Source organism: Oscillospiraceae bacterium (assembly GCA_022483045.1).
In the GTDB taxonomy this organism is placed as follows: Bacteria; Bacillota; Clostridia; order Oscillospirales; family Acutalibacteraceae; genus Caproicibacterium.
In genome coordinates this window covers 391047-406354 of record JAKVOA010000001.1, presented here as the reverse complement: position 1 = coordinate 406354, position 15308 = coordinate 391047, and the positions used below count along the sequence as shown (strand labels likewise).

The following is a 15308-nucleotide window of genomic DNA, read 5'->3' as shown; positions in this document are numbered from 1 at the left end:
CTTTCTCAGTGTGCCTTTTTTTCCTGCAGCACTTCCTGCAGAATGTTGTAAATGCGCTCATTTGTATCTAAAATCGCCATTTTCTGCGCATTGGCCGCCAAAGCAGGAATTGTCTCGGGCTTTTCAAAGAGAGAACGTACTTTTTGAATCAGCGCCGGGCCGGTCAAGTCCTTTTCTTCTAGGATTTCCCCTGCGCCGCGGTTTACCATACTCATTGCATTGTAATACTGGTGGTTTTCCGCAACATTGGGACTGGGAATGATAATGGCCGCACGACCTTTTGCCTGCAGCTCACTCAGCGTAATAGCACCTGCGCGGCAGATAACCAAGTCCGCTGCTGCAAGGCATTCCGGCATATTGTCAATGTAAGGACGAATATCAAAATTAGGGTGGTCCTGCAGATGCACGCCACGCTCTTGCAGTTTCTGCGGGAACCAGCCTCCGTACTGCCCATAGGCATGAATATGCTGAAAGCGGTCTGTTTTGGCCGATTCCGTCAGCAGGTCAAGCACGGCCTCATTAACCTTCTGTGCACCAAGACTGCCGCCAAAGGACAAAATCAGCGGACGGCTGTCAAGCCCCAGTGCCCTGCGGGAAGCAGTGCGGTCAGCCCGCACCACAGCCATGCGCACTGGGTTGCCTGTCAAAACACAACGGGCGTTTTTTGCCATGTATTTTTGTGCATCGCCGTTGGCCAGCAGCACGCGGTCGGCGTCTTTGCTCAGGGCTTTGTTGGTGACACCGGGAAAAGCGTTCTGTTCGTGGATCACGGCCGGAATGTACAGCTTCATCGCCTCCCGAATCACCGGGCCGGAAACATAGCCGCCGGTGCCCACGCAGACATCTGGACCAAATTCCTGTATGATTTTTTTTGATTCTGCCGTAGAGGTAAACAGGCGCACAACGGTCTCAGCATTGCGCTTCAGATTTTCAAAGCTCAGTTTGCGCTGAAACCCCGAAATTGTAATACTTTGAAACGCAAATCCGGCCTGCGGCACCAGGCGCTCTTCCATGCCGCCCTTGGCACCGATATACAAAATCTGCGCGTCCGGCTCTTTTTCGCGGACATAGCCCGCTATGGCAAGAGCCGGGTTGATATGCCCCGCGGTGCCACCGCCGGCAAAGAGAATTTTCATACAGGCATTGCTCCTTTATACGAATAAATCAGAATACGGCTGCAGACAGCACAGCAGCAAAAGCGCAGACCGCCTTTGCTGCTACCGTATTTTCTTTAAGTTTTTTCTATATTTGAGGTACGCGAAATAGAGAGAATCAACCCCATTTGAGCCAGCAGCATCACCAGCGAAGTGCCGCCGGCGCTGAAGAATGGCAGGCTGACGCCGGTATTTGGAATGGTGTTGGTCACGACGGCGATATTCAGCACCACCTGCAGCCCGACCTGCATAATCAGGCCGACCCCGAGCAGCATACCAAAGCGGTCTTTCGCACGCAGGGCGATCATCACGCCGCGCCAAATAAGCAGCGCAAACAGAATGATGATAACCAGTGCGCCGACAAAACCGAGCTCTTCACAAATAATCGCAAAAATAAAATCGTTCTGCGGTTCCGGCAGGTACAGGTATTTCTGCCGGCTTTTACCCAAACCAAGCCCAAGCAGCCGCCCAGAACCAATGGCATACAAGGACTGCTGCGTCTGCCATGCCTCATTGCCGGAAAGACTGGAATCCCACGGGTTTTTCCAGACCATCATACGGGTGGAAACATGGGCATAAAACGGCAGGTTTGCAATAATCAGCAGCGCAGCTGCCGCACAACTAATTCCTATGGCAAACCACTTTGCCGGCAGCCCGCCGATAAACAGCATAATCGTCGCCAGCAGCAGCAGAATGATAGTGGCAGACATATGCTTCTCTGCAGCGACCAAACCGCAGATGAGCAGAATAGCTCCAGCGTAAATGAACAAACGGAAACGTTTGCCGCGCTTTGTGCCATCCATATTTTCCCGGGTAGCCATCAGATGCGCAAGCACCAGCACCAAAGCGAACTTTGCGATTTCAGAGGGCTGAAACTGCAGGGAACCGATTGTAATCCAGCGGTAGGCACCGTTTGTCTGGCGTACCAGCGCACTGCCTTTGAAGGCAACGGTAATACCCAGCAGCAAAACTGTAATAATATAAATTGGCAGAGCAAATTTGTGTAAATGATGATAGTCAAAATAAGAAATTGCAATCATCAGTGCGATGCCGATCACTGCATAAATTGCTTGTGCTTTAACAAAGTGATAGGGGTTGCCATTAAAGCGATAACTGGAATTCGCGTAGCTTGCCGAAAACACCATGACAAGCCCAAAGCACACCAATACCAGCACCAGGAAAAAGAAAGTCATATCCATACCGGAGCGCACAGAAAGCAGCTTTAGTTTGCTTTTCCACTTGCCTTTTGAGGTGCGCACCTGCGGATGCGCTGCCGAAACAGCGCCGGTGGTTCCTGCTGTGGAAACCACCGGCCGACGCACAGCCGCATGATGCTTTTGCTGCGGCTGACGAGACACCTGCGCCGGCTGGCCGCTTCTGTTCTTTGCCATATATTCCGCTTCCCCTTTCCGGCCAAATACGGCCGCTTTTCAAAGCCCCTGCGATTTTACCAGATACCGTACGCGTTCATCGCTAAAAACAGCGTTGCAAGCCCCGCCAAAGCGGTGATTGTGCTAAAGACTGCACAGATTTTCACTTCGCTCCAGCCGCTCATTTCACAGCTGTGATGAATGGGGGTCATCTTGAACAGGCGCTTGCCGTGTGTCGCTTTAAAATAGGTGACCTGTAAAATGACTGAAAGAATTTCGATAATATAAATAATACCGATTACCAACAGCAAGATCGGGATTTCCAGCCCAAAGGCCATGGCGCACACCATGCCCCCCAAAAACAGCGAACCGGTGTCTCCCATAAAGACCTTTGCCGGGTTAAAGTTCCACAGCAGAAAGCCCAGGCAGCCACCTGCACAGGCAGCCGAAAAGACACCCATGCCCGTTGATTTCAGCATGCCGGCAATAATCATGAAAAAGATAGAAACAAAGAATGTTACCGAGCCGTTGAGGCCGTCGATACCGTCAGTAAAGTTGACTGCATTTACCATGCCGATAATGCCAAAGAAAGCAATAATCCAGTACCAAATGCCAATATCCACTCTGCCGGCAAAAGGCACCATGGTAGCCGAAGAAGCACCGCTCAGCTTTAAAGAAAGCAGGTAAACGGCCGCAACCAGGCACTGTAAAAGGAATTTCTGCTTGACGGTTAAACCGAGATTGCGCTTTTTTACCACTTTGATGTAGTCATCAATAAAGCCAACCGCACCAAAAGCCAGCGCCATCAGATATCCGCCAATGACCCGCACGCCAATCATGTTGCTGCCCCACGTGCGACCGCCTGTCAGGACCAGGGGCATACAGACCAGCAGCGCCACCAGGATGCCGATAATAAACATAAAGCCGCCCATGGTGGGGGTGCCATTCTTTTTTTGATGCCACTTAGGCCCCACATCGCGGATAGTCTGTCCAAAATTGATTTTGTGCAGAAAAGGAACCAGCCATTTCCCCAGCAGAGCAGTTACCGCAAACGCGACTGCCGCCGACAAAACGATTGCCAAAACGTCCATAGTTTTCTTACCCTCCAGCATGAAAAGCCGCCACAGCTTTCCATTTTCTCTCTTTTTTACCGCATTGTCACAGCAGGACTTACGTATTATAACACAAATCCGCCTATGAGCCAACCGCTTTCTGGAAAAGGGGCCCTGTTTCTGCTACCCCTGCAGACAGGCCAGCGCCTTTGCCAGTGGTATGCCGCACATGACCGCAGCCGCAGTTGCCGCCAAGATGAGTTCTTCTTCTCCTTTGGCCAGACTTTTGAGCCGTACCCGGCCAATGCAGCCAACACCGACAATTTCAAATGCCGTGTAGCCTTCTGGTGTCAGGTGCAGCCCGCGGGCCGTATAATCGGCACAGTCACTTTTCAGTGAATAGGTGGAAAGCTGCTGCAGCCCACGCAGCCGCGGGTCTTCCCGCAAAGGATATGCGGCAAGACACCGGGGAAATCCGACCGCACAGCGCAGCACAGGCTCTTTGTCTGCCACCAGCAGCTCTTTCTCACTTTTTTTCAGCGTTTGATCAGGCAGCACCACCTGCAGGTCCTTTCTGCCGCAAGCAGCCAATAAGCTGCCCAGCAAAGAGGCCATCGGCTGCCCTGAAACCATAATGAACCGATTCTCCATCTTGCAATGCTCCCTTTCTGCCGCCTGCCCGCCGAAAGGGCGGCTCTTATTATTTTACTGCAAAAGCTGCGCGAATTTTATCAACCCGAGTTGCTTTGCTCTGCAAAGGTCACCGTAATGACGGTACCAGGCTGTACTTTCTGCCCAGCGGCCACACTTTGCGAAATTGCTACTGCACTTGTGGTGCTGTCAGTAGTGGAAATACCGGAAACTGAAATATTCAGTCCGGATTCCGAAGCTAAACTTTCCACGGTGCTGATATTGTTGCTGCCGTTGATAAAGTTCGGCACAGTCACGGTTTGGCTGCAGCTGTCTTCACTGGTAAACAGCGCCACTGTGCCACCGCGCGGAATGCTGGAATTTGCTGTCGGCAGCTGCTGTATGACCGTGCTGCCATTGCCGTAAACATGCACTTTCAGCTCGCCATTTGCGGCGGCAATCGCTGTTTTTGCCTGCGCCACGGTTTTGCCGGTTGTATCCGGTGTCTTCACAGCCAGTTTCTGCTGCTCTTCACTGGTGTATTTCGGCTCTACCCCGAGGTAAGGCAGTACTTCTGTCATAATCTTATTGAAAATCGGGCCCGAAACAGAGTTGCCATAATAGCTGCTGCCGTTTGGTTCATCGCAGAAAACCAGCAGCGCATACTGTGGGTCATCCGCCGGCGCAAAGCCGCAGTAAGAAGCAACATAGTAGCTGCCCTTGGTACCGGTCTTTGCTTTCAGCTGATTATCTTTATCTACTTTTTCACTGGTACCGGTCTTGCCGGCAATGCGGTAGCCGGGTATGTAGCCATTTTTCGCGGTACCGGCAACGGCATCCTTTTGCAGGATAGCCGCCACACGTTTGCTGGTACTGGTTGAAATAACCTGCCGCTTCGTGGTTGTTGACGCTGTCTTGACAATATTGCCATCCGCATCGACAATTTCTTTTACCACATGCGGCTGTACCAAATAGCCGCCGTTTGCCACGGCCGCGCAGGCCGTAATCATCTGTACCGGTGTAATTTTAAAGTTCTGGCCAAATGCCTCAACAGCCAGAGAAACTTTATTGAGTTCCTCCGCCTTATAGTAGCTGTAGCTAGTCGGTTCACCGGGCAGGTCAATGCCTGTCGCTTTCGTAAAGCCAAAGCCTTCAAAGTACTTAAAGAAAGTGTGGTTGCCAAGCTCCAGGCCCAGTGTTGCAAACTGCGGGTTGCAGGAATTCAGCACTGCTTCCTCAAATGTTTCTGAACCATGCCCGCCGGATTTCCAGCAGTGAATCTGCGTACCCTCCACATCAATAGAACCGCTGCAATAGAAAGGCGTGCTCTCTGTAACAACGCCCTCTTCCAGGCCCATAGAAGCCGTACACATCTTGAAAACGGAACCAGGCATGTAGGTATCACTGACACACTTGTTTCGCCACTTTTGCTGTAAGGCAGCCAAAGTGGCGGCGGCCTGTTTGTCTTTCGACAGCTTTGCAACACGCGCTTTTTCGCTGGCAGTCAGCACACGCGGATTGTTGGGGTCAAAAGTACCCTCTTCGGCAACGCTCTCTGCAAGCACGCTGTTGGCATCAAAGCCGCCGCGCGTGGACATGCCTAAAATTTCGCCGGTCTTTACGTTCATTAAAATAGCGCAGGCGCGGTTGCCCACCTTATTGAGTTTTGCGCCCTCATCCAGGTATTTTTCTAGAGAATGCTGTACAACCTCGTCAATCGTCAAAACCAGAGAAGAGCCGTTCTGTGCCTTTACTTTCTGCTGATACTGAAAGGGCATATCGGTTTGCGTAGCGCTTTTTGCCGCAATCACGCGGCCATTTACACCGGCCAGCTGGCTGTTGTACTCAGCCTCAAGCCCCTCAACACCGGTGCCGTCGTTGTTGGTAAAGCCCAGTACACTGCTGGCAAAATCGCCGTAGGGGTAATATCGTTTATAATCCTCTACCAAATCGATAATGCCGGAAATGCTGATTTTTTTATTGTTTTCGTTATAGAATTTTTCTTCATAGGCAACGATTTTACTTTTCTGGTCAGTTTCTACTTTACTAGCAACGACCTGCCAGTAAGAACTCTTATGATTGCGCAGGGCATTTAAGACCGTATTTTTGTCTAGGCCAAGCGCCTGGTTTAGGCACTCGGCAACGCCCTCTTCCTGCGCGGCAATCGTTTTTTGCTGCGCAGCCGTTTTCTTTTCTGTATTGGCGTAAATTTCTGCCGGAGCCAGTGCAACTTTCCATACTGTAGCGCTTTGCGCCAGTTTTTTCATGTTGCAATCGTAAATTGTGCCGCGCTGGGCCGTGATCGTGGTGTCTTTCAGCTGATTTTCCACTGCCTGTGACTTCAGCTTTTCGCCATCCACCAGCTGCAGTTTGACCAGGCTGAAAAGCACTGTGCCAAAGCCAAGCACAATGAGCACCACCAGCACGATGGTTGTGCGGCGCCATATTCTTGACGTTGTGCCTTTTGCCATCGATTGTCCTCCTTACCCGCAGAGCCTTTTTACAAGAAAAAAGAGTTAAAGGAATGCTGCTTCCCTAACTCTTCCCCCTGTTCGCAGCCACCGCAACCGGCAGCTGCTCTATATCAAGTATTTTCGTATGAAAAAATATCCACTCTATGTAAACTTCTTATAATTTTATTTTATTGATCTGCTGTGCTATTTATGACAGCAGTGCACACAGCCGCTCCCACAGCTGCGCCAACAGCCCGTCGCCAGACTTGCAGACGACCTGTGCCTTATCGCTGGCGTTCATTTCAACACTTTCCATCTGGCTTGAGTCAATTTTCAGCATACCCAGTTTATTTTTCGCGGTATCTTCCACTGTAGAGAGGGACTGCTGCGCATCGCTCTTCATTTGCAGCTGCGTATAAAGGCTTTGCTGCTCACTCAAAGATTTGTCCGCTGCGCTGATCTGTACCGCTAAATTAGAAAGCTGTACCTGACCGTAAACAAAAGAACCCATGACGCCCACTGCAAACAAAAGGGCCGCACAGGCAGCCGCTGTGCGCAGAGGACTGCGGTGCAGGCGGGTCTTAGTTGCTGTCTTCTTTTGTCCTTTCGACGGCAGACTGATGAGATTGTCTGGTGTCTTTGCTTTTTTCTCTTCTTTTGGAACAGCCATACGCCGCTCAAAAACAGAAAAATCGTATGCTTCTACATTGCGCATATAGTGGTCACCCTCTTATAATCCTCTATATTTATCATTTTACCACGGAAAGTGTAGTTTTTATGAACTACGTGTTAATAATGTAACTCATTTGTCATTTTGATTACAATTTTGTACAAACTCGCAGGCGGGCACTGCGGCTGCGTGGATTCTTGGTCTGTTCCTCTTCGCTTGGCACCAGCCCTTTGTGATACACAAGCTCTGCGCGCGGTGTTTTGCCGCATACGCAAACCGGAAAATCCGGCGGGCAGGTACAGCCGCGGCACCACTCGGCCATCTGGTGCTTGACAATGCGATCCTCCAGCGACTGAAACGTGATGACACATAGCCGCCCGCCCGGGGCAAGTGCCTCAAATGCAGCAGTCAGGCCGTCCTGCAAAGCGTCCAGCTCCCCATTCACTGCAATGCGCAGTGCCTGAAAAGTTTTGCGTGCCGGATGATGTCCACCGTGGCGCCTAGCTGCCGCAGGAATGCTTTCCTTTACAATTTCCGCAAGCTGGCAGGTCGTTTCAATCGGCTTTTTGCTGCGCTCATGTACAATGTGCTGTGCAATGCGTGCTGAAAAGCGCTCTTCGCCGTATTTGGTGAAAATCTCAGCCAGCTCCTGCCATGAAAGGGTGTTTACCAAATCCTTGGCACTTGGGCCGGACTGACTCATGCGCATATCCAGCGATGCATCCTGATGATAGGAAAAGCCGCGCTCAGCATCGTCTAACTGGTGAGAAGAAACACCGAGGTCAAGCAACACCCCGTTTACAGGAAGCATGTCCGCATCTTTTGCAAGCTGCAGCATTTCAGAAAAATTGCCCTGCCGAAGCACACTGTGCGAGTTACCTGCAAAACGTTCTTTGCAGGCGGCAATCGCGTCAGGGTCACGGTCAATGGAAAGCAGACGGCCAGTGCCGGTCAGCTTGGCAAGGATGGCGCTGCTGTGACCGCCGCCGCCCGCTGTTCCGTCAATATAGCGCCCGTCCGGCTGTACCGCAAGACTTTCAATCGTTTCGCGGTACAAAACGGGGATATGCGTAAACTCCATACTGCCCTCCGCCTATCTTTGTTACAAGTCCAGCTCGTCCATAGCCTGTGCAATGTTTTCTTCTGTCAAATTTTCATTAAAAGCATTCCACGCATCGGTATTCCATATTTCTGCTCGACTGGAGGCGCCGATAAAGGTAACGTCTTTTGTCAGGTTTGCGTGGTCGCGCAGCGGCTGTGGAATTAAAATACGTCCCTGCTTGTCGGGGGTTACTTCCGCCGCACCGGAAAAGAAGAAACGCTGCAGGCCGCGCGCCTTGCTGATTGGCATAGCGCTCACCTTTTGCTGCAGCCTGTCCCATTCCTGTGGGGAAAAGACAAACAGACAGTGGTCTAAGCCCTTAGCAACATAAAAATGCTCTCCCAAATCCTCACGGAATTTGGAAGGCACAATTATGCGCCCCTTGGCGTCAATATTATGTTGATACTCACCGATCAGCATAACGCATCACCTTGTGAAAAGTGCGCCACTTTTGCAAAAAGCCGCACCACTTTCCACCACCTTTCACCACTGTTGTTTTTATTATAAAACAAAAGTATTTTGATTGCAACGGTTTTTCTGAAATTATGTTAACCTAGTTTTTCCTTTCATAGGCCGCGCAGGGACATTCATTTTCGTGTTTTTAGGACTTTGGGGCTAAAAAAAGCCGCTGCGGCGCACTTTTTGCAGTGCATCGCAACGGTTTTGATTAAAAAATTTGATTTTACAAAATTTTTATTTACAGAATTAGTACATTCCGCCGCCCATGCTCGGGTCAGCAGCCGGCGCAGCAGGGGCCTTCGGTTCCGGCTTGTCAGTTACCAGAGATTCAGTGGTCAGAACGATTTCTGCAACAGAAGCAGCGTTCTGCAGAGCAGAGCGGGTAACCTTGGTTGGGTCAACAACGCCAAACTCCAGCATATCGCCATACTGGTCATTGGCTGCGTTGTAGCCATAGCCAACCTTGTTTGCCTTCTTGATGTTTTCAAGGATTACAGAACCCTCGACACCGGCGTTTGCAGCAATCTGACGTACCGGCTCTTCCAGTGCTTTCAGCACAATGGATACACCTGTCTTCTCGTCGCCTGTCTTTGCTGTAAGCAGCTTCTTAACTGCCGGGATTGCGTTAACCAGTGCAGTGCCGCCGCCAGCGACAATGCCCTCTTCAACAGCAGCCTTTGTGGAGTTAAGAGCATCTTCAATGCGCAGCTTCTTTTCTTTCATTTCTACTTCGGTTGCAGCACCGACCTTGATAACTGCTACGCCGCCGGCCAGTTTTGCCAGGCGCTCCTGCAGCTTTTCGCGGTCGAACTCAGAAGTTGTCTCGGAAATCTGAGCGCGGATCTGCTCAACGCGGTCCTTAATAGCCTGCTTGTCGCCGCTGCCGTCGACAATGATAGTGTTTTCTTTGTCGATCTTAACCTGACGTGCGCGGCCCAGCATGTTGAGCTCAACGTCCTTGAACTCAACGCCCAAGTCAGAGCTGATAACCTGGCCGCCGGTCAGAGTAGCGATATCCTGTAGCATTTCCTTGCGGCGGTCGCCAAAGCCCGGCGCCTTTACTGCACAGAAGTTAAGTGTGCCGCGCAGTTTGTTGAGCAGCAGGTTGGTCAGTGCATCGCCCTCAACATCGTCGGCAATAATCAGGAACTTCTTGCCGGTGTTAACAATCTTTTCGAGCAGAGGCAGGATTTCCTGGAATGCCGAAACCTTTTTATCGGTGATGATGATATAAGGATCATCCAGCTCGCAGATCATTTTGTCTGTATCTGTTACCAGATAAGGAGAAACATAGCCGCGGTCAAACATCATGCCTTCCACGACTTCGCTGTAGGTATCAGCAGTCTTGGATTCTTCAATGGTGATGACGCCGTCGTTGGTGACCTTTTCCATTGCGTCAGCAATCAGGTTGCCAACAAATGGGCTGGAAGAAGAAACGGTTGCAACACGGGCGATATCGTCTTTGCCCTTTACAGCCTGGCTGTTCTTTTTAATAGCCTCAACTGCTGTATCGACAGCTTCCTGCATGCCGCTGCGGATTTCCATCGGATTTGCGCCGGCGGTAACATTCTTCATGCCCTCATGGATAAGAGCCTGTGCCAGTACAGTTGCAGTTGTGGTGCCGTCGCCTGCGACATCGTTTGTCTTTGTTGCAACTTCCTTTACCAGCTGTGCGCCCATGTTCTCATAGGGATCGTCCAGCTCGATTTCCTTAGCGATGGTCACGCCATCGTTTGTGATAAGCGGTGCGCCATACTTTTTGTCAAGCACAACGTTGCGGCCCTTCGGGCCAAGGGTAATTTTTACAGTATCAGAAAGCTTGTCGACGCCATTCATCAGAGACTTGCGTGCGTCTTCGCCGTAAATAATCTGTTTAGACATTCTCTACTACCTCCATTTATTCGTGAGCGCCAAAAGCGCCTCGTTTCAATTATTCAACAACTGCAAGAACATCGGACTGCCGCACAATGGTGTAGTCCTCGCCGTCGACCTTGACCTCGGTGCCAGCGTATTTGCTGGTCAGCACGCGGTCGCCGGCCTTCAGGGTCATTTTAACTTCCTTGCCGTCCACTACTCCGCCGGGGCCAACTGCGATAACGTCGGCGATCTGCGGTTTCTCTTTAGCAGAGCCGGTCAGGATAATGCCGCTTTTTGTGGTCTCTTCTGCAGCTTCCATTTTAATCAGGATTCTGTCGGACAAAGGTTTGATTGTCATAGAAATACATCCTCCTTAACATAGTAGATAACTGAAAACTATTTGCTTGTTTGTTTAGCACTCTTTTACCTTGAGTGCTAAACATATTGTACCTGATTTTTCCGAAAAATCAAGTCCTTTTTCAAAAAAAATCTGAATTTCATAAATTATTTACATTTTAACGCCTTATAATTCGTATATAGAATAATAATGGCACTCCTTTTACTGGAGTGCCAAAATAAAAGTATTTAATTTGCAATTATGGATGCTTATAGTACATATATGCGCGGCAGCGAATCATGCCGTTGTAAAGTTTGCGGCTTTTGTCTGCTTTGCGGCCAAAATACTGCTCAAAGATCTCATCTGCGCAGATGATGGTGTAATTCCAGCCTCGGCGTGCCGGGAAAACCTGTCCCATAGTGTGGTACAAATCCTCTGCCTGCTTCAGGTCCAGCATACGCTCACCATAGGGTGGGTTGCAGATGACACAGCCGTGCTCGGTGGTGGGGGCAAAGTCGGCAAGTTCCGCTTTCTGTGCGTGAATATGTGAAATGACCCCCGCTTTGCGGGCGTTGTCCATTGTCAGCTGCACTGCCTCGTCATCAATATCACTGCCATACGCGGTAAAGGCCGCGTCGCGCAGAACAAGGTCAAGTGCGCGCTCACGCTCTTGCTGCCACAGACCTGCGGGCACCTGCTGCCAATGCTGTGCGGTAAAGTGCCGCTGCAGCCCGGGCGCAATGTGCATAGCATACAGCGCAGACTCAATCAGAATAGTGCCGGAGCCGCAGCATGGGTCATACAGATTTGCGTCGGTGCGCACACGCGACAGCGCCACCAAAGCTGCCGCCAGCGTTTCTTTGATCGGTGCCTGTGCGGCAATTTTACGGTAGCCGCGCTTGTGCAACCCGATTCCGGAAGTATCCAGCATCACGCTGACCTGGTCTTTCATCAGCAGGAACTGCACCTGGTACACACTGCCGTTTTCCTGAAACCAAGAAACATGGTATTTCTGTTTCAGCCGCTCGACAATAGCTTTTTTAATGATTTTCTGGCAGTCCGGCACACTGTGCAGTGCAGAAGAAAGGCAGTGCCCCTTTACCGGAAAAGCGTCGTCTTTACCGATCCAGCGCTCCCACGGCAGAGCGCGCACCCCCTCAAACAGCTGGTCAAACGTGCGCGCGGGAAAGGTACCCATCAATACCTGAATGCGCTCTGAAAAACGAGAATTCAGGTTTGCGCGCACCAGCATCTGCGGCGTGCCCGCAAAGACAACACGACCGTTTTGTGCCTGTACATTCTGCGCACCCATGTCGCGCAGCTCACGGCTTACCAAGCCCTCGACTCCCAGCAGACACGGGGCAACTAATTGAAAATCTTGCATATATCCTCCTGTAAACAGCAAGAGAGGCCGGTGTTTACCCGGCCCCGCCACTTTTTATTGTGCTTTAAAATGCGGTGATTTATTCGTCATCTGCCGGATTTTCCGGCTCCAGCAGGCCATAGTCACCGGCCTTGCGGCGATAAACCACATTGATTTGCTCTGTGTCTTGATTGCGGAACATATAGAATTGATGCTCCAGCATATTCATCTGCAGAATAGCTTCTTCAATGCTCATCGGTTTCACCACAAAATGCTTGGTGCGTACGACACGGTAATTCTCTTCCGGCTCTTCTGTTCCATTTACATACTTCTCTATATACTGGTCGAGTGCGGTAGAATGAATTTGTTTGTCCAGCTTCGCCTTATTTTTGCGAATTTGGCGCCCTAGTGCACTGATAACCTGGTCCAGTGCATTATTCATTTCATAGTCCGTAGCTTCCGCGCGGAAGAACATGCCGTTGCTGCGAATTGTAATTTCAACTGTCTGGCGATTGCGCTCAACAGTGACAACAACTTTCGCGGTGGCGTTTTCATCAAAGATGCGGTCAAAACGGGAAAGTTTTTTGCGGGCAAGCTCTTTGAAGTTATCGCGCAGATTTACTTTTCGGCCGGTGATTGTAACATTCATATACAGACATCTCCTTTGCGGAACTAGAATACAGAAAAATACTTGTGTCTATTTTTCTGCATTTACTATAGCACATTCCCCAAAAGAATGGAAGAGAACAACAAAAAATTATAATGAAATTTACAAAATATCTACATTTTCGCGCAGAAAGGACCCTTTACAGCACAGCGCTGGCGTGGCGCGTAACATGACAGCCAACATTGACCGCCACCGGCAAACCGGCAATATGCGTCGGAAACTGGCAGATGGCAAGCGACAGGCAGGTCACGTCGCCGCCAAAACCCTGCGGCCCAATTCCCAGTGCATTGACCGCCCGCAGCATTTTTTCTTCCAATCCGGCATAATAAGGGTCCGGGTTCTTTTCAGAAACCGGGCGGCACAATGCCTCTTTAGCAAGTTCTGCGCATTTTTCAAAGTCGCCGCCAATACCCACGCCCAGCACCATGGGCGGGCAGGGATTGCTGCCTGCAAGGCGAGCAGTCTCCACAACAAAGCCAATGATGTCCTCTTCGCCTGCGGCCGGGGTCAGCATTTTCAGTCGGCTCATGTTTTCGCTGCCAAAGCCCTTTGGCGCAACCGTCAAATGCACTTTGTCCCCGGGTACCAGCCGCGTGTGCAGAATGGCCGGCGTGTTGTCGCCGGTGTTGCCGCGCCGAATGGGATCCGCCGCAACCGACTTGCGCAGCAGGCCCTCGGTATAGCCTTTTGCTACGCCGCAGTTCACTGCCGCCTCAAAATCGCCGGCAATGTGTACTTCCTGCCCAACCTCGGCAAAGACAACCGCCATTCCGGTATCCTGACACACTGGAATGGAAAGCCGGCGGGCGGCGTCCATGTTATCGCACAGGTCCTGAAAAACAGCCTGTCCAATCGGGCTGGACTCCTCGCCTTTTTTACAGCGAATGCAGGTTTCCAAATCTTCCGGCAGGCTGCGATTGGCCTTGATGCAAAGCCCTGCTACTGTATCCGTAATGCGCTGCGCTTCCAATTCTCTCATGCTGTACCTCCGTTTTCAGGTGCGCTGATAGACAATCTCGCCGTTTTCCACCACCAGCAGCGGTTTTGTGTAACTGGAAAGCGGGTCGCTGTCAAACAGGGAAAAATCTGCGTCTTTGCCGGGCTTCAATGAACCGACGCGGTCCTCTATGTGGCAGATGCACGCCGGCTCTATGGTAATGGCACGCAGGGCAGCTTCCCTATCCATTCCCTCACGCACGGCAACTCCCGCACACAAAGGAAGATACTGAATGGGAATAACCGAATGGTCGGTAATAATTGCGGTCTGCACGCCGGCTTTTGCAAGGATACCGGGGCACGCGGGCGTTTGGTTTCGCAGTTCCGGTTTGCTGCGGTCCGCCAGAAACGGCCCACTCAGCACACGGACATGTTCTTTGGCAAGGCGCGGCGCAATCAAGTGGCCTTCTGTACCATGCACAATGACATAATCTAAATGAAATTCTTTGCCAATGCGAATTGCGGTAAAGATATCGTCGGCGCGGTGCGCATGGAAGTGGACCTCAATCTCTCCGCGCAGCGCCGGCAGCAGTGCCTCGGACTTGATATCGAATTCCGGCGGGTCAGTATCCTCGTCCTCTTCACTTTTCTGCAGAGCTTTTTGATAGTGCTGCGCTTTCAGCAGCTCTTCACGAATACAGGCCGCTGTAGCCATGCGTGTAACCGGGCCGCTGTCCTTGTCGCGATAGACATTTTTCGGATTTTCGCCCATGGCCATTTTAATGGCGACCGGTGCTTTGACGATGCTGTCGTCAATGCAGCCGCTCGGGCAGTAGGTCTTTATGGCAGCCATTTGCCCACCAATGGGGTTGGCGCTGCCTGGGCCGGTAACCACCGTGGTCACTCCGGCCGCAGCGGCCTCAAAAAAGTCGCGGTCCAGCGGATTGAGTGCATCAATGGCACGCATCTGCGGCGTGGTGGGGTCGGTGTCTTCGTTTACATCGTCCCCCTCAAAAGTCAGGCCATCTTCCATCATGCCCAGGTGGGTGTGTGCATCTACAAAGCCAGGGTACAAATCCGCACCGTGACAGTCATACTTTTTTTCCGCCGCGGGGGTGTCAGCCGCATTTCCCAAAGCTTGAATGGTGCTGCCGCAGGTCAGCAGCCAGCCGTTTGAAATCTGCGGTCCCTCCATGGTATGTATGTTTGCATTTACAAACAGCATTTTGTTACTCCTTTTGTACATTGATATTTATGC

General features: G+C 51.2%; 14 protein-coding genes. All 14 read right to left on the bottom strand.

Going from position 1 to position 15308, the window contains the following annotated elements:
* Window positions 1-5: 5 nt before the first annotated feature.
* The 14 genes from murG to LKE53_01930 all read right to left on the bottom strand — a co-directional run bounded on the left by murG (window position 6) and on the right by LKE53_01930 (window position 15275).
* Window positions 6-1136, bottom strand: coding sequence for an undecaprenyldiphospho-muramoylpentapeptide beta-N-acetylglucosaminyltransferase (gene murG / locus LKE53_01995; GenBank protein MCH3971536.1), 1131 nt, complete (start codon window positions 1134-1136; stop codon window positions 6-8).
* A 95-nt stretch (window positions 1137-1231) separates the two neighbouring features.
* Window positions 1232-2545 (bottom strand): putative lipid II flippase FtsW, encoded by a 1314-nt coding sequence (locus tag LKE53_01990; GenBank protein ID MCH3971535.1) that lies wholly within the window; start codon window positions 2543-2545, stop codon window positions 1232-1234.
* Between the two features lie 56 nt (window positions 2546-2601).
* Window positions 2602-3636, bottom strand: a complete 1035-nt coding sequence (mraY, locus tag LKE53_01985; protein ID MCH3971534.1) for a phospho-N-acetylmuramoyl-pentapeptide-transferase — start codon at window positions 3634-3636, stop codon at window positions 2602-2604.
* Between the two features lie 123 nt (window positions 3637-3759).
* Window positions 3760-4227 (bottom strand): hypothetical protein, encoded by a 468-nt coding sequence (locus LKE53_01980; GenBank protein MCH3971533.1) that lies wholly within the window; start codon window positions 4225-4227, stop codon window positions 3760-3762.
* Between the two features lie 80 nt (window positions 4228-4307).
* Window positions 4308-6677, bottom strand: coding sequence for a PASTA domain-containing protein (locus tag LKE53_01975; GenBank protein ID MCH3971532.1), 2370 nt, complete (start codon window positions 6675-6677; stop codon window positions 4308-4310).
* Window positions 6678-6867: 190 nt separating this feature from the next.
* Complete coding sequence (locus LKE53_01970; GenBank protein MCH3971531.1) at window positions 6868-7374, bottom strand: hypothetical protein; 507 nt, start codon at window positions 7372-7374, stop codon at window positions 6868-6870.
* Between the two features lie 103 nt (window positions 7375-7477).
* On the bottom strand, window positions 7478-8410 hold the full coding sequence (rsmH, locus tag LKE53_01965; GenBank protein MCH3971530.1) for a 16S rRNA (cytosine(1402)-N(4))-methyltransferase RsmH: 933 nt from the start codon (window positions 8408-8410) through the stop codon (window positions 7478-7480).
* A gap of 21 nt (window positions 8411-8431) precedes the next feature.
* Window positions 8432-8851 carry a division/cell wall cluster transcriptional repressor MraZ gene (gene mraZ, locus LKE53_01960; protein ID MCH3971529.1) on the bottom strand — a complete coding sequence of 140 codons (420 nt, stop codon included), beginning with the start codon at window positions 8849-8851 and terminating at the stop codon, window positions 8432-8434.
* A 285-nt stretch (window positions 8852-9136) separates the two neighbouring features.
* Window positions 9137-10771, bottom strand: a complete 1635-nt coding sequence (gene groL, locus LKE53_01955) for a chaperonin GroEL (protein MCH3971528.1) — start codon at window positions 10769-10771, stop codon at window positions 9137-9139.
* Between the two features lie 49 nt (window positions 10772-10820).
* Window positions 10821-11105: a co-chaperone GroES gene (locus tag LKE53_01950; GenBank protein MCH3971527.1), complete on the bottom strand. Its 285-nt coding sequence runs from the start codon at window positions 11103-11105 to the stop codon at window positions 10821-10823.
* A gap of 238 nt (window positions 11106-11343) precedes the next feature.
* Complete coding sequence (locus tag LKE53_01945; protein ID MCH3971526.1) at window positions 11344-12468, bottom strand: class I SAM-dependent RNA methyltransferase; 1125 nt, start codon at window positions 12466-12468, stop codon at window positions 11344-11346.
* Window positions 12469-12547: 79 nt separating this feature from the next.
* Window positions 12548-13096: a ribosome-associated translation inhibitor RaiA gene (raiA, locus tag LKE53_01940; GenBank protein ID MCH3971525.1), complete on the bottom strand. Its 549-nt coding sequence runs from the start codon at window positions 13094-13096 to the stop codon at window positions 12548-12550.
* Between the two features lie 157 nt (window positions 13097-13253).
* Window positions 13254-14093, bottom strand: a complete 840-nt coding sequence (locus LKE53_01935; protein MCH3971524.1) for a fumarate hydratase — start codon at window positions 14091-14093, stop codon at window positions 13254-13256.
* A 15-nt stretch (window positions 14094-14108) separates the two neighbouring features.
* A complete protein-coding gene (locus LKE53_01930) occupies window positions 14109-15275 on the bottom strand; it encodes an amidohydrolase (GenBank protein ID MCH3971523.1) in 1167 nt (388 codons plus the stop codon).
* Between the last annotated feature and the right edge of the window lie 33 nt (window positions 15276-15308).